Genomic DNA, 16,869 nt, shown 5'->3' on the forward strand with positions numbered 1-16,869 from the left:
ATACTACTCCGGGGCTGTGAGCGCAGGGTGGACCCTACAAGGGGCGGCTGTCGATTGTGTTGACTCCTGACGTGTGATTCATCCGTCGGGGTTGCCAGGTCGGGAGTTGCTCGTATTTGCCCTCCGTGCGATCAACCGGCTCGATTCATCTCGTGCCCACCGTGCCCACAGTTCGGCTTCCAGCTCACTCTGGTGCACCACTCGCACCTCCGGATCAATCCTTCCCGAACGGTGCATCGACCGGTTGAGACCGCCATCGTTTGCGGATGCAGCTATCGCGATCGGGAGATCATCGCTTTCGAATCGCGGGCGGTACGAAGCCGCCGGCGAGCGTTGCGGCGGTCGGTGAATACAGGCGAAGCATGGGTGAGAAAGCGCCCTGAGGCGCCGGGAGCCAGTTCGATTCTTTGTCCGCTCCTGGAGACATGTGTTGGATGTAGATATCGAGGGAGCCATCCGGGTTGACGGTGAGCGGGTCGCGGTCCCGCAGCACGAACCGATCGAGCGGGTTCGGCACTTGGAAGCCGTCGGCGTCGTACATCGTGAGTGACCAGAAGGCGTGTGCTCCCGGCATGCCATCCGCCTCGAAGTGCAGCACATAGTTGTGAGACCCATCGAAGGCTTCACCGTCGGCGTCGACGAACGCGTTCGGGTAGATGGCGTCCTCGGGGAGGTTGGCGCCGAGTCCGGCCATCGCGACGAGTGCGCGGAGCCGATAGGAGGTGCCATAGGTTCCGAATTCTTGCGCCCAGTTCCACCCGTTCCGAACGATACCGGCGCTCGCGGTCGCCATCATCCGCGCGAGGTCAGCCAGAGCGGCGCGTGGTGCTGCGTCGATCGCTGCCGCCTCCTCCGAACCGAGACTCGCGGCAACGAACGGTTGCCCGGGTCGGATGCCCAGCGCACGCATGCGGTGCAGGATCGGGTAGTCGTTTGGATGCGGAGGGTTCGCGCTGAGGAGTTCGGCGGCCAGGGTGAAGAAGTCAACGCCGGACAGAGCGTTCACCTGCTCCAATGGCGGCGTCACGTCATCGACGCTCGGGTCTGTGGTGACTTCTGTGGGCGGCGTGTAGTCGCTGCCCCACGCGCTCAGCGGGACGATCCCGTATTCGTCCTGAACCCGATGCACGTTGTCGAAATCCGCGACTCCGTTGGCTTGCGTTCGCCCCATCACCCACACGAACGGTGTCGGTGCCGCGATCACGTCGAGCCCATCCGGCACCTCACCGCTCCAACCAGGACCGGTGACCAGGAAGTCGCGGGCTTCGCCCTGTGTGGTGCGTGTGCCCGGCACGGCGAAGATGTCCGTCCACATATCGAGCATCGGGGTCAGGTAATACCGACCGCGACCGTCAGGCACACTGAGGACGACCGGCTCGGCCCGCACGTCGAGCCACGCGAACGAGTAGAGGGTGTCGAAGTTGAACCGCACCACATCTTTCGAATCCGCCACCGGGTAATCGCGGGCATGCGCGAACTGGTTAAGCGGCGCGCGCAGCAAGGTGGTGTGCGCGTCAGGAACATTGGTCATCTGACGCTTGGTGTAGTCCATCATCACCAACGGGTACGCAAACAAGTACGCATCCACCGCTAACTGCTTGAGATCAAACTGTGCCACGAACCCACCCTCCGCATGCAATTTGCACCAGATTAGAGGCATTCCCGATCGCTAACAACAAGGAACGCGACACGCCCGCCCGAGCCGTAACCGATCGCTTGCGGCAGCCCGACAGTTTGCGGTGCGCGTGGCCACGCTTGTCTTCCGTGTTTGATTCGTTGGTGGCCCGTCTGTCGCGGAGCCGGCACCCTAGTGCCTCTTGCACAAATTACTCACTTAAGTAAATATGGGTGCGTGACAACCACTACCCGTAGCTACCGATCGACCGAGGAACGCCGACGGGAGATCGTTGACGCCACCATCCGGGTACTCGCCGAGCACGGATTTGCCGCGACGTCCTTCGCCCGGATCCGTGAGGTCGCTGGGCTCAGCAGCACCCGGATGATCTCGTACCACTTCGCCGACAAGGCAGCACTGATGGGGGCCGTGGTTGAGCACGTCGTCCAGAATGCAGGGGCCGTCATGGTCCCCGCGATGGAAGCGGAGCTCACGTTGCGCGGCAAGTTGACCGCCTACATCCGCACCAACCTGCGCTTTCTGGCCGAGAACCGCCTCGCCGCCCGGGCTGTGATCGAGGTCATCAGCAACGCCCCCCGCGCTGACAACGGAATACGGGAAGACACGTCAGCTCTGCTGCTATCGGTTCTGCTCTCACAGGGTCGGCAAATGGGAGAGTTCCGCGCACTCGACCCGATGGTCGTCGCCCGGTCCATTCGTGCGTCGATCGACGCATTCGCCACCACCATGCCGGCGAGCGACGAGGCCGCTCGCGCTGCCATCGTCGAAATCGTCGAATTGTTCGACCGTGCCACTCGCCCAGAAGGAGTCCGATGAACACCCTCACTGAAGCCCCCGAGCACGAGGAAGTAAAGACCGCCCTCGAGCTGGTATCCCGGTTATGGATGCTCTGCGCCGCTGTCTCGCTGCTTGCGCTGGGAGCAGCCGCCGTCCTCACCCTCGTCGCACCCGGCGAAGTGAACTGGGTGGTCTGGCTCCGCGGCTCCGTCGTCGTCGTAGCGAGCCTCGTTTTCATCCTCGTGACTCGCGCCGCCGCGCGAGGTAGTCGCCGCGCATACTCCAGGATGCGGTGGATCTCGATTCTCGCGCCGATTGGAATCGGCCTGATCATTGTCGCGCCCGACTCCGGCTACCCGGCGTGGATGAAGGTCGAGCAGGCCATCGTCGGCGTGATCATCGTCGCGATCGCCGTTCTGCTCAACCGCCGCATCGTTCGGACGGCCTTCACGAAGAAGGCGTGATCCGCAGGTGAGCCACTTCGCGAAGCCTCAAATGGATGCGCGGGTGTGGATGCGCGCACCCTCCGGGTTGAAGAGGCAGAGTACTTCGAGGATCTCGGGCCCGGGGTTCCCGAAGCCATGAGGAACGTTGGTGTCGAACTCGGCGGCCTCGCCCGTCTCCAGGATGAGGTCGTCGTCGGCGAGGAGCAGACGCATCCGACCGGAGATCACGTAGATCCAATCCCAGCCCGGATGCACCCATTGCGGGATGTCCTTGCCGGGAGTGGGCGGCAGCACTTGCTTGAACGCTTCCCACGACCCGGTGCCGCCCGAGAGCGGGACGGTGACGACACCATCGCGTACCCGCGACTTCGGATGGATCCTCGGATCCCCCAGCGGCGGGGCGCCGACGAGGTCGTCCAGAGGCTGACGGTACAGCCGGGCCAGCGGGAGCAAATGTTCCAATTGCGGCCGCCGGGCACCGGACTCCAGTCTCGAGAGCGTGCTGACGGCGATGCCGGTGGCATCGCTGACCCGCCGAAGGGTGAGTTTGCGCGACTCCCGGATGGCCCGCAATCGGCTACCGATCCCCGCCAACTCATTCGGGCCCGTCATCGTTCCTCCAGCGTGTTGACAATTCGGCAAACGTTGTTGTCAACTCTATGCGCATCGGCCCACGATGAAGCCATGGACAGCACCGCTCACAAGCTCGATACCGATGTGGTCATCGTCGGCGGCGGCCCGGCCGGCCTCAGTGCCGCGCTTTCTCTGGGTCGCGCCCGTCGACAGGTGCTGGTCGTAGACCAGGCTCGGCCGCGGAACAGGACAGCGCCCCACATGCATGGTGTGTTGGGGCACGATGGCCTTCCGCCCCTAAAACTGCTCGAGATGGGGCGGCGTGAGGTCGCGGCCTACGGTGTGCGCACGATCGTCGGCGATGCCGTCTCGGCGCGAGCGAGCGAGAGCGGCATCGAGGTCACGACCACTGACGGTGTCATCCGGGCACGCCGCATCATCGTCGCGACCGGTCTGACCGACGAGTTGCCCGAAATACCAGGCCTGCGCGAGCAGTGGGGCACCGGCGCGGTGGTGTGCCCATACTGCGACGGTTGGGAGCATCGCCATCACGTCATCGGAGTGGTCGCCACCTCACCGCAGAGCGTCGCGCAGGCGCAACTGCTTCGGCAATGGTCCGACCGTGTCGTCTACTTCGCCAATGATGTCGGTGAACCAGACGAAGCCGAGGCAGACGCGCTCGCGCGCCGCGACATCAGGGTGGAACGCGGCGCTGTGATGAGTCTCCAGATCTCGAACGGCCGACTGGAAGGCATCCGCCTCGAAGACCGGACGGTGCCTGTCGATGTTGTCTTCACCGGGCCTACGCTCAGGCCCAACGACGAGCTCCTGCGCTCACTGGGCGCGGACACGACGGATGGTCCGATGGGGTCCTGGGTCACGGTCGACCGTGACGGACGGACCTCTATTCCTCGGGTGTGGGCGACAGGCAATGTCGTCGACCCGCGGGCGAACGTCTCGGTCTCGCTCGGGCTCGGTTCGCTGACCGCCGGTACCGTGAACGCGGACCTCGTCCAGGAGGACATCACCCGAGCCCCGACGAAGGGATCGACATCTCTAGCATCCGAGCCCTCTCACTGACACTCTGGAGGCGCAAGGAAAGGTGGCGACGATGACCGATTCATATGTCGAACGGCGCCCATCCCCCGCACTCGCCCGCCTGGTGCGGACGATCTGGGTCCATCGCACCGGCGACGCCGTCTACCTGCAGCGTCACCTTCCAACAGGCGGCGTCGAACTCCATATCCCGATTGGTGGCGCCCCGACCCTGGCTGGGCCACTCACCGCCCACTGGGTCGAGGCGATACCCGCCCGCACGACGATCGTCGGCGTCCGTTTCCTTCCGGGTGCGGCGCCTCCGCTGCCCGTCATGCTGGACGAGCTCGTGGACCAGCGCATTCCGCTCGCCGACCTATGGGGAGCGATGGCCGCTCGGCTGGCCGATGCCATGGCGGAGGCATTCGAGCGGACGGGCCGCCTTGAACATGCCGTTGCCGTTCTCGAGGACGTCCTCCTCCGAGAGTTCCGCACCGCTCAACACGTCGATCGTCTCGTGCGCGAAGCCGTCACGGTGCTCATGCCGTGGCATCCGGTTGATGTCGGTGCGGTCGCCGCACACCTCGCGCTGTCGGAGAGCCAACTACGCCGCCGCTCCCTCCAGGTCCTCGGCGTGAGCCCGAAAGTTCTGCAGCGAACCCTCCGATTCCAGGGGTTCTTAGCGTTGGCCCAGGCGGGGGTCGCGGCGACAGGGCGACGTGGCGAGGATGGGATCGCCAGTCTTGCAGTCGACGCCGGCTACGCAGACCAGGCGCACCTCACTCGCGAATGCGTCCGCCTCACCGGCTTGACGCCGCGGACGCTGCTGCACGGCGACCTGGAGCGCTGCGCGTGCGGTCACGACCATTCCGCCTCCTATGCGCCGTTCCTGGCGGGACGGAGCGCAGCGCCTCCGGGTAGCGTCATGCCGGACAGGTAGGTGTGCACAGCGGAGACCACGACGGATCCTTCGCCGACGGCGGAGGCGACCCGCTTCACGGAGCCGGCCCGGATGTCTCCCACGGCGAACAGGCCAGGCACCGATGACGCGTGTGTGCCCTGAGTCACGACGAACCCGCGATGATCGAGGTCCACACCGGCACTTCGTAGCCACTCGGTGTGAGGGACGGCGCCGATCATGACGAACAAGCCCGACGCTGCGATCCGCTGCTCGCTCCGAGTGCTCTCATCCCTCCACGTGACAGCGTCGAGGCGGTCGTCGCCCTTCGCCGACACGAGCTGGGACTGCGTGTGCACCGTGATCCGGTCGTGTTCCACCAGCCGCCGAACCAGATAGCTCGACATCGTCTCCTCCAGGCTCTTCCGACGGACTAGCAGATGTACGTGCGCCGCGTGCGAGGCGAGGAACAGGGCGGCCTGTCCGGCCGAGTTCGCACCACCGACGACCACGACACTGTGGCCTAAGCACTCCCGCACCTCCAGCTCGGTCGCCGCGTGGTACACACCACGACCCTCCAGCTCAGCCACGCCCGGCACATCCAGCCGCCGATACTGCACACCCGTCGCCACCACGACGCTCCGAGCCGAGACGTCCGTTTCATCGTCCAGGCGCACCCGGAACCCATCGGGCGTGCGAGCCAGCGCAGTCGCGGAACGTGGGGCGACGATCCGCGCCCCGAACTTGACAGCTTGCAGGGTGCCCGCCCGAGTCAGTTCATTGCCGGAGACGCCGTGCGGGAAGCCCAAGTAGTTCTCGATGCGCGACGAGGTACCGGCCTGACCGCCGGGGGCGAGCTCCTCCACCACAAGCACGTCCAGTCCTTCGGAGGCGCCATAGACCGCGGCTGCCAGACCGGCAGGTCCGGCGCCGACGATGAGCAGGTCGCACCGAACCTCTCCCTCGAGTTTCCCGAGGTCCAGCCCGAATGCGGCAGCGAGTTCCCGGTTGGTCGGACGGAGGAGAACGCGCTGCCGACCCGTGACCACGCATGCGCCCTGCGTGGGCAGCTCGCAGCTCGCCGCCAAGGCGCGCCACGCCGGACCGTCGGTGCGCAGGACCGTCCGGTAGGGGATGCCGTTTCGCTCGGCGAACGTCTCCAGCCGGTGAAGGTCGGCATCGCCCTCGTCCCCGGCGAGAACCACTCCGCCCTCCCCTCCGAGCACCAACAGGCGCCGACGCGCATCGAATGCGCTCATCAGCGCGTCGCTGAGAGCGCTGGAGGTTGCCATGAGGCTTTTCAGACTGGTGATCGGCACGCGAAGCAGGACGGTTTCTGGGGCGGCCTCACCCGCGAGGAACGCGGGCTGGCCCATCAGCATCCCCAACTCGCCGACGAAGTCGCCCGCCTCCACCACAAACACCACCCGATCGTCTCTCCGATCGATCAAGAGAATGCCGCCGTCGAGAACGAGGTAGAGGTCGTAGGGTTCCCCGGCCTCCCACAACACATCGCCGCCATCCGGGTGGACGACCTCTCCTGCCGCACCGAGAAGCGCTCGCTCGTTCTCACCCAGCCTGGGCCAAGAGGCGTCGCCGGCTCCTTGGTCGCGTCGCGAGGAGTACGTGGTTCGTTCGTCGAAAATCAGAATGCTGGTCACACGATCGGACGCTAGAAGGTCCGGATGCGGAGGTCTTGAACGAAACGCGCGGCGCCCCGCTATTCGCACCCGGTCGTCAGCGACTGGAAGGGGACGAAGGTGCGTACCGGTGCGTGCTCCAGCTGTTCGCGCAACTCCGGACTCGGGTTGCCGAGTACCTCACCCGTGAGCGTCCCCGTGGCGGAGATGGCGGCCATCAGCTCCGGTCCGATGTGGGTCAGGTGGTCGAAGAACGCGCTCGAGTCGACGTATTCCTCGATGACGATCGCCTCCGACTCATCGGCGTTGAGGTAGATCTCATACCGGGTCGTTCCCGTGTCCTGCTCCCGAACGATCTGAATGCACTTCGCGGATAACCGTTTGAATTCTTCGACCGCGCCCGCGTGGAACGTGAATCGGGCGACGCCCAACAGCTGATTCATCTGTATATTTCCTCCCATGGTGCAGGTAGCTCACCGGCTGTTGGCCGCGCGCCAGGCCACGTAGTGGGCGACGGCGCCCATCACGTCGAACTGCGGGGCGAATCCTGTCTCCGCTCGGAGTCGGGAGATGTCGAGATATGGGTCCCCGTCGACGCCCGTAGAACGTCCGTCCAGCAACGACACTCGTGCCCCGGGGATCGCGGCACGCAACGCGTCCGCGAGCTCGCGGTGCGTGTACCGGTACCCGCTGGAGACGTTGTAGACGGAGTGCTTCAACGACGGAGCTGTCATCAGCAGCGCGATCGCGCGTCCCGTGTCGGGGGCATAGCCGAAGTCGCCTCCGTCCTCGGCATGGAGTGCCGGTGGCTGCTCACCCCGACGCAGCGCCCCGACAGCGGGCGGGATGAGGTTGAAGGCCGATACCGGATCCATCAGCGGTCCCCAGGTGCTGCCGATCCGCAGCAGGACGGGGTGCACGCCGCTTCCGGCGAGACCGAACATCGTGAGCGGTTCCACGGCTTTCTTGAAGGCGACGATCGCGTGCGGGAGGTCGACCATCGGGAGGTCGAGATCCTCAGTCCACGGGACTTCGGACCGCCCGGTGTAGACGCCGATGCTGCTCGCCACGGCGAACCGGCGCACCCGCCACGTGCGCGCCGCTTCGAGGGCGTTGAAAATCCCTGCTGTGTCGCGGCGGAAGAACTCCACCGGGTCATCCTCTGGGATGCTGCCGGCGAGGTGCACGATGTCCCGGATCTCATGCCGGTCGGCGAGGGCGAGGAAGGCCTCCCGGTCGGTGGCATCCAACGCCTCGACGGTCACCCGACCGTCGAGGAAGGACGGCACCTCCGTTGCGCGGTGAGCGGTGATGACGACCTCTTCCCCGCGATCGACGAGTGCGGCGGCGGTGTGCGCGCCGATCATCCCCAGGCCGCCGGTGACAAGGATCATCGCTTGACCGTGTAGTGCAGGTGCGTGACATCGGGGGCTGAGACGACTTGGAGGATCTCCAACCGGATGTGCCGGGGCAGCTCGTGGAAGAAGCGCCGGCCGGCGCCGAGCAGGATCGGCACCTGGTGCAGGATCAGTTCGTCGACCAGGCCGGCTTTGAGTGCTTCCGTGACGAGCACACCGCCCATCAGTCCCACATCCTTGCCGGCTGCTGCATCCTTCGCTGCTTCGATGGCATCCTCGATGCCGGTGCTGACGATGGTCTGCCGCGGGTTGGCCGGGGGGAAGGAGGAGTGGCTGAGGACCACGAGCGGCGCCGTCGGGTGCGGTCCCCCATTCGCGAAGTCATTGGAGTCGGTGTAGGTGGTGTGGCCGGCGAGAGATGCGCCGACCCGGGACGCCAGCTCGTCGAAGATCCGTGCGCTCGGCTCCGTCAGCCGGAATCCATCGAAGACCTGGCTGGGGGTGCTGCCGCTGCCGTACCAGTCGAACAGTGCGCCGCCGTCGCCCAGACCCCGGCCGGGGCCCGGGTCGCGTCCGGTGATGTAGCCGTCGACCGAGACGGCCAGGCCGCAGATGACTTTGCTCATGTGTGAACCTCTTTCGTGTGCTCCGTGGGGTGCGGTCCAGCGGGCGGGATCGCCTGCGGGAAGTCGAAGAACTGGTCGGGGTCGTAACGCCGCTTCACCGCTGACAAGCGAAGGAGGTTGGCACCGTGGTAAGCGCGAAGGGGGTCCTCCAGCGCCAGGTCTGGGAAGTTTGGATAAACCCGGCCGGAGGCATGTGGATGTGCGACGTCCCAGGAAGCGTCGATCCACGGGTCGGTCGGATCCCCGACGTGTTCCAGCAGAAATCGTTCGCCACGGTGGGCGAAGGCGGTCGCGCTCTGGGTCACACGGTTATACGCGCCACCCATCGCGGTGAACGTCAGCCGTCGGCTTCGCGGACTGCCGCCGGCGATGAGGCACGAGAGAAGGCGAGCGATGGTGTAATCGTCGATCGGATCGGCGAAGAACTCCGAGCGGATGCGGAGGGGTTCTACCGTCGATGATCGGGCATCGTCCGACAGCATCTCTTTCAGGCTGGAGTACGGCACAGGCTCGCTCACCTGCAGCACGCCTGCTGGGACCGAGACGGCGGCGAACGCGTAGAGGAGTTCACGAGTACGGGTCACAGGCAGTGTGGATGCGCCGGAGAGCTGGATCCATGCAGTGGGGCTATCGGGGTCTGTCTCGACGGTCAGATTCACTGTGAGTTGCTCCGGGGCGACCGGAGCCCATGACTGCCACGCTGCGACCAAGGCTCCCGGATCGGTATCTGGCCAATACGCCTCGATACGGCACGCCAGAGGTTCTGGAAGGGTGGCAAAGCGAAGGGAGGTCACGACGCCGAACTGTCCGCCACCTGCGCCCCGCAGGGCCCAGAACAGATCGGAGTCGTGCTGCGCGTCGCATTCGATCACGGCACCATCGGCCAGCACGACACGTGCGCCCAACAGCCGATCGCACGTGAGCCCACGAGCCCGCCCGAGTAGCCCGATCCCACCGCCGAGCGTCAGCCCGGCGATCCCGACACTCGGCCCGCATCCCGCCGGCAGCGTGCGTCCCCACGCGTGCAAACCGCGGTAAACCGCCCCCAGACGGACGCCGGCCCCGATCACGGCCTCTCCGTCCGGGGAAACAGAGATCTTGTTCAGCGGCGAGAGATCGAGCACCATCCCCTCGGTGGAGGACCGTCCTGCGAAGCAGTGGCCACCTCCCCTGGGCACCAGTGGCAGACCAGTCGAACGCGCATACGCGATCGCGCGAACAACGTCTTCCTCCGACTCGCACTCCACGATTAGGGCGGGGCGAGTGTCGCGAAATGTGCGGTTCTGCGGTAGACGTGCACGGTCGTAGCCGGGTGTTTCAGCGGTGAGGACTTCCCCATCAAGAGAGCTCCGCAATCGCTCCAGTCCGGTCATAGTTCGACCGTACGGACCCGCGGCGGCCAGTTCTTGAACGAATCAAGCATGTGGGCCTGCGCGTCGTCGATACTGGCGTCGGTTCCAAAAGTCACTGGCGGCGACACCATCAATGCGCCGGGTGGCTAAGCAAAGCCGGAAACGATCGTTTCCTACTTCACCCAACTCGCCACCTGGGGATACACCCTCAGCGAAGTCGAGCTCATCCTAACCACGCACAGCCAGGCGGGTGGAAAGGCTGAATCAGAGGCCGAAACCACGGCCAGCAGTGAAGAGGACTGACACAGCAGTGGGGGTCCCGCAACCCGTAGCGGGACCCCCACTGGTCTTCCCCATGAAGACAGTTAGCTGAGCGCGGGACCCTGCACCACCGCCGCCGACCCAGCGACGACGGGGGATCCCGCCCGCGCCAACCGGTTGAAGCCGACAAACGGGACGCACGCCGTCTCCGCCGTCAAGGCGGCGAGCCGGCCGATCGGAGTGCGCGGATCGGCGGCGATTGCCCACCCGTCCACCGCATACTTCGAGACGGTGTCCACGCACTCCTTCTTCTCCTCCGGGCTCGGGCTGGCTGAGCCGACCACCCCGATCAGTCCCCGTTGCAGTTCTGGGCCCATCTGTGTGGTGTCGATGATGAATACCCGCATCCTGATCACTCCCCCGTCGATCGTTTTTGTTTGCCTTCCGGCGGAGAGATCGATTGCGAGTGGGAGGTGCGGGAGTGCCGGGACCGTGGAATACCGGAGGGAGCGCAGCGAGTGAGGATATGCCGCGAAAGCCCGGCACGGTAAGCACCGGGAACGAGCTACGATCTGCCGGCGGAAAGACAAACAAAACCGCAGGTACAGCGCCGCCCGCAGGCGGCTCCACCAACGGCAGCACCCGACAGTGCGAATCACCTGGCCTGTGCCTGGACCGCGATCTAAACGGCTGGTGGAGCCGGTTGAGCTACGACCGCAGCACGGTCCTTCTAGCTGTTTGTGACCTGTCCGGATCCGTCATCGTAGGTCGCTGACGCACCTTGCCGTTCCCGCCGATCTGCCACGCGCCCTTCGGGCTTATTTCGCAGCAGATCGGCGGGCACTCCCGGCGCTCACGCTCCCCCTTGATTCCCTCTGCCGGACAGCACCAAACAACGGTTGATCACACGCGGGAGCACACCATGAACACGACGTCCACCAAGCACAGTGCGGAAGGACGGAAAGCGCAGGCCGAAGCACTCCACGCCTCAATCCTCGAACAAGTGGAACAGCTTGCCGAGAGCGGGCAGTGGCGGCGATTCCTCGACTTCGCCCGCTCCTTCCACCAGTACAGCCTGAACAACCTGCTACTGATACTCGCCCAGAACCCGGACGCGACCATGGTCGCCGGGTACCGGCAGTGGCAGGCCAAGGGCCGTCAGGTTCGCAAGAGCGAGTCCGCGATCAAGATCTTCGGCCACAGCACCAAGAAGATGACCACCAACGACGACGAACACGAAACTGCGGAGCGCCAAGAACAACGAATCGTTCACTACTTCCCGGTGCTGTCCGTGTTCGACATCTCCCAAACCGACCCGATCCCTGGGGCGACCCACATACCCGCGAATCCTGCCCAGCAGCTCCGCGGCGACGACGACCACGGAATCTTCGAGACGCTCACCGCATACCTACAAAACGGCGGATGGGACGTCCGACGCGAACCGCTGACCCACGCCAATGGATACATCGACCGCGACCGCCATGTCGTCGTCATCGGCCGCGATCTGGCACCAGAGCACGCCGCGAAGACCCTCATCCACGAAACGGCCCACATCGCCCTGCAGCACATCGACGACGTCAACGAATACCGTCAGCACCGTGGCCGCATGGAAGTGGAAGCTGAGTCTGTCGCCTACGTCACCGCCGGTCTCAACGGGTTCGACACCAGCGCGTACAGCATCGGCTACATCATCGGATGGGCAAGCGAAGACCTTGATCTGGTTCGCGAGACCGCAGCACGCGTCCTCCGATGCGCGCAGACGCTCGCCCAGATCACGGACTAGCGGAACGCTCCAAGCTCAGACTGAAGCGTTGGCAAGTCGTAGGCTGGCGCTGTCCACGGTGGGATTTGAACTCTAGTTCGCGACCTTGCGTCCAGTGGAAATTCGTCAACTTCCGCGGGAAATCAACGATCTTGGGTGTCCGGTGATCACCAGCAATCGCGTTCAATATCACTCAGTTGTAGTCAAAATGTAGTCAGAGACGATGAAGCAATGCGCCAAGATCCCGGACAAATATCAAGTGAGTTCCCGCATCCGATCTGCTTCGACCTGCGGAGGGTCAATCGACGGCGGCGCCAGGACGTCCGCCGGGCTTCCCCGCCTGTCGCTTAGCGCGAATGCGTTCTAGCCTCGCAGGCCCCTGAAACACCTCGCTTAGGACTTCTGACATGAGCGCTAGGAGTTCTTCTGAATCAGTTGCGTCGACCTCGGCATCAATGTCGCCGTGCGCCATATCGTTGCCCGCAAACCGAACCTCATGCGCCTGCTCAGCGATGGCGGGTCTAATCAAGCCTTCCTTCTGCATCGAATTGATTTTGGACGAGAGAGTCCCTCCGCTGATTCCCTTGTCCCTCGCAGTAGCCTCGACAACTGTCCGAGCCAGGAGGATGGCTGCCATGTGATTCCCGACACTTGCCGACGAATAGGCTTCCCTAGCCGCTCGAGCAATTGACGCTGGCACATCCTCCACGGCAGGCGCGACGCCCACCTTCGGCCACCACTCCAGCGTCTTCGTGGCCTGGGCTTCATCAGCAGTCCTGCGGACATAGCTAAGGTCCGTCGTCACACCGCCGTGACTTCCATTGACGTTGCGTCCGCGAGCGATCGACAGTTCCTCACAGTAATCGCATGTGGCCGCGAACTTGACCTCTGCGTGAGGATCATCGAGTTGACCCCATTTGATAGTCATGTTCACAAAGCGCTCGCAAAACGGACACGTGGTCGATGGCATACGAGTGACTATATCGACGCCCAGAGCCACCGCAGAGAAGACCGCAACTTCCTGGACTCCGTAATCTTCAGACCGCCGGACCGAGTAGTGCGGGCCGTGAACTGATAAACGGCGAAGGCTTCCTATGGTCTCGGGCGCCCGGCAGGTCCATTGGATACTTAGGCGCGGTCGCCGCGTTCGCTTCACACGTTAGCGGCTTGATCATTTACGTCCGGTGCGACACTCCAACGTCGACCCGCGCATGGTCGAATCCATTCTCCAGGCGGCGAGGGCGTGGGATTCGAACCTTATACGATTCTCAGTCTCCGACTGACTACACGTTCAGAACCCAGCCAACCCAACCGCTGTGGGCGAACGCGGCTGGGACGGATGACGACCTAATCTGCCCCACGGTCGACGCTCGCACCGTGCCCGTCGATCCGACGCACCATATGTCGACGCACCATATGTCAGAGAGTTGCGGCACCTTCCGCTGGTTCCGGAGGCAGTGCGGCACGAAGGCCCAAGTGTCGCGCGGCGAAAACCATGTGCGTGTCGTAGCTTACGAGAGTGACGCTCTTGGCCAGCGGGCGAAGCCGGAACGCAGTATCGATGATTTCCGAATCTGCCTTAGGAAGAGCGACATGATCGAGGGGCTCTGACATGAGCACGGCATAAAGGCGAGGAATCGCACCACTTTCGCCGATGGTTGCCTCCCGAATGAGCGTTCGTCGCTCGTCGCTTGGGAACGTACGCTGCAGCCACCCGAGAGCGAGAGTTGCTAACCATTTGCGGTCGTGGGCTTCGCCGTCGACTGTCATTTTTCCGTTGCTGTGCTTGAGATCGTCCAACTCTTCGACGACAACTGCGGGGATCGTGATTGCGATCGATTGTGTTGGGTGCGTGCCGCTAAGCGCGGGCCAGTCTGCGTCGGCCAGTTTGCCCTTGCTGCGCATGAGAACGTTCGTGTCGACGACGACCGCGTGCAGATCCTCTGGGAAGGTCGAGTCGACGCTCTGAACATGCCAAATCCCGATCTCACCTTCCAAGTCAGCCTTCGCCGAGTTGAATGCCGCTATTCGGCCGTTCACTTCCAGAGCAATAAGGTCGCTCATTGTCGCACCATAAGCGATCGGGTCCATCGCTTGAATTGCCCAATATCTCCGTGTGGTGAGTAGGCGCTCGATCTCTCGTTGCGTGAGGAGGTTGCCTAAGAGACGCTCCTGAGCGGCGGCCCAGGCGAGATACCTGTTGAACGTATCGACTGGGGCGCCACCGGCCCCAAGAACGTTGCCGGCCTCCCTTGCGGCGTCCGAAAGTAACTGAACGGCGTCTGCGGGGTCTGTTCCCTCGGTGAGCTCAACAGAGCCGCCAGAATTACCTGTTCGAGCCATGCCTCATTCTCCCGTCAAACTTTGACATTGGGAACGGCCCATCAACACACAAGTCCAGAGGCGTCGGACGTCGTTGACCGGATCCGACGCCAGGTGGCCATGTATAAGCTCAACGACACGAACGGGCGACGAAATCATCAGCGCGTCCCCCTACGTGGGGTATCCGGGCTAAAGGCGTTCTGCCAGAACAGTCACTACGCTCGGAACACGGCATGAAGGGGTGAAATGCAGGACTGGGTTCCCATCGTTGTGGCAGCGATTGCTGTTATCGGAACGGTTGGAAGCACTTTTTTGGGGCGATCCAGTGGAAAGCCGCAACTCGATGCGCTGAAGGCGATTCGTGAACAACTCAGGGAAGAGTTGGAACCCGCGGCTCGCGCTCACCTGGTCGCCGCGGAAATCCACATTGCGAAGCGGATTGAGTTGAGGTACCGCCGCCCACCGTTGGCTCAGAGCTTCTTCTACCTGCTCTTTATCTACGCAATAATCTGGACAATCGGGTGGGCCGTCGTCTACGCGCTCCTTGCGTTTCAGCCAGCAGACGAACAGACCGCCAGCACGGCGAGCATTGCGCTCAACTATGTCGCCGGGGGTGCAGCTGCGCTAGCGCTCTCCGCCGCCATCCCGATCGCCATGCAGACCGCCTTTACAGACAAGGTCGCATCCGGCGCTTGGACCCGCATACAGAACGAAGCCGCCCTGAAGCCGGATGAGAAAGAGCAGAATCCTCAGCAAGCTCCGAGCGTCGAATCTCTGTAGCGCGAGACTCTACGTACCTAGCGCGGCGCGTGGGATTCGAACTCTAGCGGCGGACCCGACAGCGCCTGCGTCGGAGCGAGAATCCCCGGAGTTTCGGCACTTTCGGATGTGGATGGGGATCGCTCAATGCCCTCCGATTTTGCCCAAGTGTTGTCAAAGTGTTGTCACGCACGCCCGCATCCGACCGGTGTTGCCGTGGCCGGTAGTCAGGCCGGTTCGTCTGTCGGCGTCGAAGCAAGTTTCTCCACGTCGGCGATCAACTCGGGAACGATCGAGTACCGCTCATGAACAGTCTTGCAGCGCTCGTCGCGCTGGATCGTGAAGTGGAGGCCAGCAGCCCCTCGACACGGCCGCGGATATTGGCGCTTTGGCTTCTTCTTCACGGTCTTGACTGGGATGTCGGTGACGCTCAGTAGCCTGAGAGTCACAACGTCTGGGAAAGAGGTGAGCGACCATGGCCGAAGAGAGCCTGCTGGGATCGCTGCGCCATCACATGCTGGACGAGAGCGAGCCCCTTGCCGGGCTTCTGCGCAAATGCCTGATGCTCGGGGCTGAGACCGGATCCGACTCGCTCAGGCAGTGGGCCCGCAAGGAGCTGAATGGCTACGGTATCGACGATGTGCTGCCGAGCTACAGGAAGCTCCCCACGCCGCCGCTCTCGGCCGACACAATGAGCGGAAACACCTGGGCGAAAAACATGACCTATAGCGCCCTGCAGTTGCCACCCAAGGCCCGCGAGTTCCTCGTCGACGAGTTCCCTTTGCACCAGCCCGTCGAGGAGCTGGAGCAGATTGCGACCCAGAAATCGCTATCTTTCACCAACGCCGGACTCACGTACGCGCAGCACCTGTGGAACCAGGAGTTGGGACCCTTCCAGCAGGTCATGAACCTCCGGTTCACAGTGTCCGGCTCGACGTTCGCGGGCGTGCTCGGGCAGGTCCGCACACAGCTCGTCGACCTCATCGCGGACCTGACAGCGACCACGCCTCTCGAGAAGCTGCCTCGGAAGGAAGCGGTCGACGCAGCGGTCAGCACCCACATCGGCGTGCAGTACAACACCACCATCCAGAGCACCAGCGGCCCGACGGCCATCGGGACCAACGCGATCGCGAACGCGGAAGGGCTAAGCGCCGACGACGCGATCAGGCTGCTCGACGCCGTCCGGGACTCGGTTGGAGAGGTTGAAGAGGTAAGCGCCAAAGCTGAGCTCCTGGAAGTGCTGAATGCACTGCAGGACGAGCTGCAGGCGGCCGCGCCGTCGACCACAGAGGTCGTTGGGAAAGTCGGCAAGCTCAGGGAGATCGCGTCGCGTGTCGGCGGCGCGGGCCTGAGCGCCGCCGTCTCCGGTGCCGTGGAGGGGCTCACGACCATGGTCATGTCCGGGGCTTTCGGCTGAGGGGCGG

The 16,869-nt window shown here is 64.0% G+C and carries 17 protein-coding genes; 7 read left to right on the forward strand and 10 right to left on the reverse strand.

The genetic code is table 11. The annotated features are described in order from the left end of the window. Positions 1–289: 289 nt before the first annotated feature. The gene (locus ACFVWR_RS01315; protein ID WP_387207253.1) at positions 290–1,660 is read right to left on the reverse strand and encodes a DUF1254 domain-containing protein; all 1,371 of its coding nucleotides are present in this window, start codon (positions 1,658–1,660) and stop codon (positions 290–292) included. Between the two features lie 192 nt (positions 1,661–1,852). Here ACFVWR_RS01315 and ACFVWR_RS01320 point away from each other — a divergent pair, with 192 nt between their 5' ends. After that, a complete protein-coding gene (locus ACFVWR_RS01320) occupies positions 1,853–2,452 on the forward strand; it encodes a TetR/AcrR family transcriptional regulator (RefSeq protein WP_387207254.1) in 600 nt (199 codons plus the stop codon). Beyond that, on the forward strand, positions 2,449–2,877 hold the full coding sequence (locus tag ACFVWR_RS01325) for a hypothetical protein (RefSeq protein WP_387207255.1): 429 nt from the start codon (positions 2,449–2,451) through the stop codon (positions 2,875–2,877). Before ACFVWR_RS01320 ends, ACFVWR_RS01325 begins: the two co-directional genes overlap by 4 nt. Positions 2,878–2,904: 27 nt before the next feature. On the opposite strand, the gene ACFVWR_RS01330 is transcribed toward ACFVWR_RS01325, so the two are convergent. After that, entirely contained in the window at positions 2,905–3,432 is a 528-nt protein-coding gene (locus ACFVWR_RS01330) for an XRE family transcriptional regulator (protein ID WP_387207256.1), read from the reverse strand. Here ACFVWR_RS01330 and ACFVWR_RS01335 point away from each other — a divergent pair. Beyond that, complete coding sequence (locus ACFVWR_RS01335) at positions 3,313–4,512, forward strand: NAD(P)/FAD-dependent oxidoreductase (RefSeq protein WP_387207257.1); 1,200 nt, start codon at positions 3,313–3,315, stop codon at positions 4,510–4,512. The two genes, ACFVWR_RS01330 and ACFVWR_RS01335, sit on opposite strands and share 120 nt — an antisense overlap. Positions 4,513–4,543: 31 nt before the next feature. Further along, entirely contained in the window at positions 4,544–5,407 is an 864-nt protein-coding gene (locus ACFVWR_RS01340) for a DUF6597 domain-containing transcriptional factor (protein ID WP_387207258.1), read from the forward strand. On the opposite strand, the gene ACFVWR_RS01345 is transcribed toward ACFVWR_RS01340, so the two are convergent. From ACFVWR_RS01345 to ACFVWR_RS01370, 6 genes are all read right to left on the reverse strand, one after another. Then, the gene (locus ACFVWR_RS01345; RefSeq protein ID WP_387207259.1) at positions 5,344–7,026 is read right to left on the reverse strand and encodes an FAD-dependent oxidoreductase; all 1,683 of its coding nucleotides are present in this window, start codon (positions 7,024–7,026) and stop codon (positions 5,344–5,346) included. The genes ACFVWR_RS01340 and ACFVWR_RS01345 overlap by 64 nt on opposite strands. 59 nt (positions 7,027–7,085) lie before the next feature. After that, the gene (locus ACFVWR_RS01350) at positions 7,086–7,448 is read right to left on the reverse strand and encodes an antibiotic biosynthesis monooxygenase (protein ID WP_387207260.1); all 363 of its coding nucleotides are present in this window, start codon (positions 7,446–7,448) and stop codon (positions 7,086–7,088) included. Between the two features lie 30 nt (positions 7,449–7,478). Then, complete coding sequence (locus ACFVWR_RS01355) at positions 7,479–8,399, reverse strand: NAD-dependent epimerase/dehydratase family protein (RefSeq protein WP_387207261.1); 921 nt, start codon at positions 8,397–8,399, stop codon at positions 7,479–7,481. Beyond that, the gene (locus tag ACFVWR_RS01360) at positions 8,396–8,989 is read right to left on the reverse strand and encodes a dihydrofolate reductase family protein (protein ID WP_387207262.1); all 594 of its coding nucleotides are present in this window, start codon (positions 8,987–8,989) and stop codon (positions 8,396–8,398) included. Before ACFVWR_RS01360 ends, ACFVWR_RS01355 begins: the two co-directional genes overlap by 4 nt. Beyond that, positions 8,986–10,362 carry an FAD-binding oxidoreductase gene (locus ACFVWR_RS01365; protein ID WP_387207263.1) on the reverse strand — a complete coding sequence of 459 codons (1,377 nt, stop codon included), beginning with the start codon at positions 10,360–10,362 and terminating at the stop codon, positions 8,986–8,988. The genes ACFVWR_RS01360 and ACFVWR_RS01365 overlap by 4 nt, the downstream gene beginning before the upstream one ends. Before the next feature lie 344 nt (positions 10,363–10,706). Then, positions 10,707–11,009 carry a hypothetical protein gene (locus ACFVWR_RS01370; RefSeq protein ID WP_387207264.1) on the reverse strand — a complete coding sequence of 101 codons (303 nt, stop codon included), beginning with the start codon at positions 11,007–11,009 and terminating at the stop codon, positions 10,707–10,709. Between the two features lie 374 nt (positions 11,010–11,383). Here ACFVWR_RS01370 and ACFVWR_RS01375 point away from each other — a divergent pair, with 374 nt between their 5' ends. Beyond that, positions 11,384–12,385 (forward strand): ArdC-like ssDNA-binding domain-containing protein, encoded by a 1,002-nt coding sequence (locus tag ACFVWR_RS01375; RefSeq protein ID WP_387207265.1) that lies wholly within the window; start codon positions 11,384–11,386, stop codon positions 12,383–12,385. A 277-nt stretch (positions 12,386–12,662) separates the two neighbouring features. On the opposite strand, the gene ACFVWR_RS01380 is transcribed toward ACFVWR_RS01375, so the two are convergent. Both ACFVWR_RS01380 and ACFVWR_RS01385 read right to left on the reverse strand, forming a co-directional pair. Continuing rightward, a complete protein-coding gene (locus ACFVWR_RS01380; RefSeq protein WP_387207266.1) occupies positions 12,663–13,334 on the reverse strand; it encodes a DUF4145 domain-containing protein in 672 nt (223 codons plus the stop codon). Positions 13,335–13,783: 449 nt separating this feature from the next. After that, positions 13,784–14,707, reverse strand: a complete 924-nt coding sequence (locus ACFVWR_RS01385; protein WP_387207267.1) for a PIN domain-containing protein — start codon at positions 14,705–14,707, stop codon at positions 13,784–13,786. 225 nt (positions 14,708–14,932) lie between these two features. On the opposite strand from ACFVWR_RS01385, the gene ACFVWR_RS01390 reads away from it, so the two are divergent. Together ACFVWR_RS01390 and ACFVWR_RS01395 are read left to right on the forward strand one after the other, a co-directional pair. Next, positions 14,933–15,466 carry a hypothetical protein gene (locus tag ACFVWR_RS01390; RefSeq protein WP_387207268.1) on the forward strand — a complete coding sequence of 178 codons (534 nt, stop codon included), beginning with the start codon at positions 14,933–14,935 and terminating at the stop codon, positions 15,464–15,466. Positions 15,467–15,920: 454 nt separating this feature from the next. After that, positions 15,921–16,862, forward strand: coding sequence for a hypothetical protein (locus tag ACFVWR_RS01395; RefSeq protein ID WP_387207269.1), 942 nt, complete (start codon positions 15,921–15,923; stop codon positions 16,860–16,862). Positions 16,863–16,869 lie beyond the last annotated feature (7 nt).

The organism is Leifsonia sp. NPDC058292 (assembly GCF_042880955.1).
In the GTDB taxonomy this organism is placed as follows: domain Bacteria; phylum Actinomycetota; class Actinomycetes; order Actinomycetales; family Microbacteriaceae; genus Leifsonia.

Excerpts from the sequence above, each read along its gene's own strand:
- ACFVWR_RS01365 (WP_387207263.1), bottom strand. The coding sequence starts at position 10,362 with ATGACCGGACTGGAGCGATTGCGGAGCTCTCTTGATGGGGAAGTCCTC.
- ACFVWR_RS01315 (WP_387207253.1), bottom strand. The coding sequence starts at position 1,660 with ATGCCTCTAATCTGGTGCAAATTGCATGCGGAGGGTGGGTTCGTGGCA.
- ACFVWR_RS01390 (WP_387207268.1), top strand. The coding sequence starts at position 14,933 with ATGCAGGACTGGGTTCCCATCGTTGTGGCAGCGATTGCTGTTATCGGA.
- ACFVWR_RS01380 (WP_387207266.1), bottom strand. The coding sequence starts at position 13,334 with ATGCCATCGACCACGTGTCCGTTTTGCGAGCGCTTTGTGAACATGACT.
- ACFVWR_RS01335 (WP_387207257.1), top strand. The coding sequence starts at position 3,313 with ATGTTCCAATTGCGGCCGCCGGGCACCGGACTCCAGTCTCGAGAGCGT.
- ACFVWR_RS01325 (WP_387207255.1), top strand. The coding sequence starts at position 2,449 with ATGAACACCCTCACTGAAGCCCCCGAGCACGAGGAAGTAAAGACCGCC.
- ACFVWR_RS01370 (WP_387207264.1), bottom strand. The coding sequence starts at position 11,009 with ATGCGGGTATTCATCATCGACACCACACAGATGGGCCCAGAACTGCAA.
- ACFVWR_RS01355 (WP_387207261.1), bottom strand. The coding sequence starts at position 8,399 with ATGATCCTTGTCACCGGCGGCCTGGGGATGATCGGCGCGCACACCGCC.
- ACFVWR_RS01350 (WP_387207260.1), bottom strand. The coding sequence starts at position 7,448 with ATGAATCAGCTGTTGGGCGTCGCCCGATTCACGTTCCACGCGGGCGCG.
- ACFVWR_RS01340 (WP_387207258.1), top strand. The coding sequence starts at position 4,544 with ATGACCGATTCATATGTCGAACGGCGCCCATCCCCCGCACTCGCCCGC.
- ACFVWR_RS01385 (WP_387207267.1), bottom strand. The coding sequence starts at position 14,707 with ATGGCTCGAACAGGTAATTCTGGCGGCTCTGTTGAGCTCACCGAGGGA.
- ACFVWR_RS01360 (WP_387207262.1), bottom strand. The coding sequence starts at position 8,989 with ATGAGCAAAGTCATCTGCGGCCTGGCCGTCTCGGTCGACGGCTACATC.
- ACFVWR_RS01395 (WP_387207269.1), top strand. The coding sequence starts at position 15,921 with ATGGCCGAAGAGAGCCTGCTGGGATCGCTGCGCCATCACATGCTGGAC.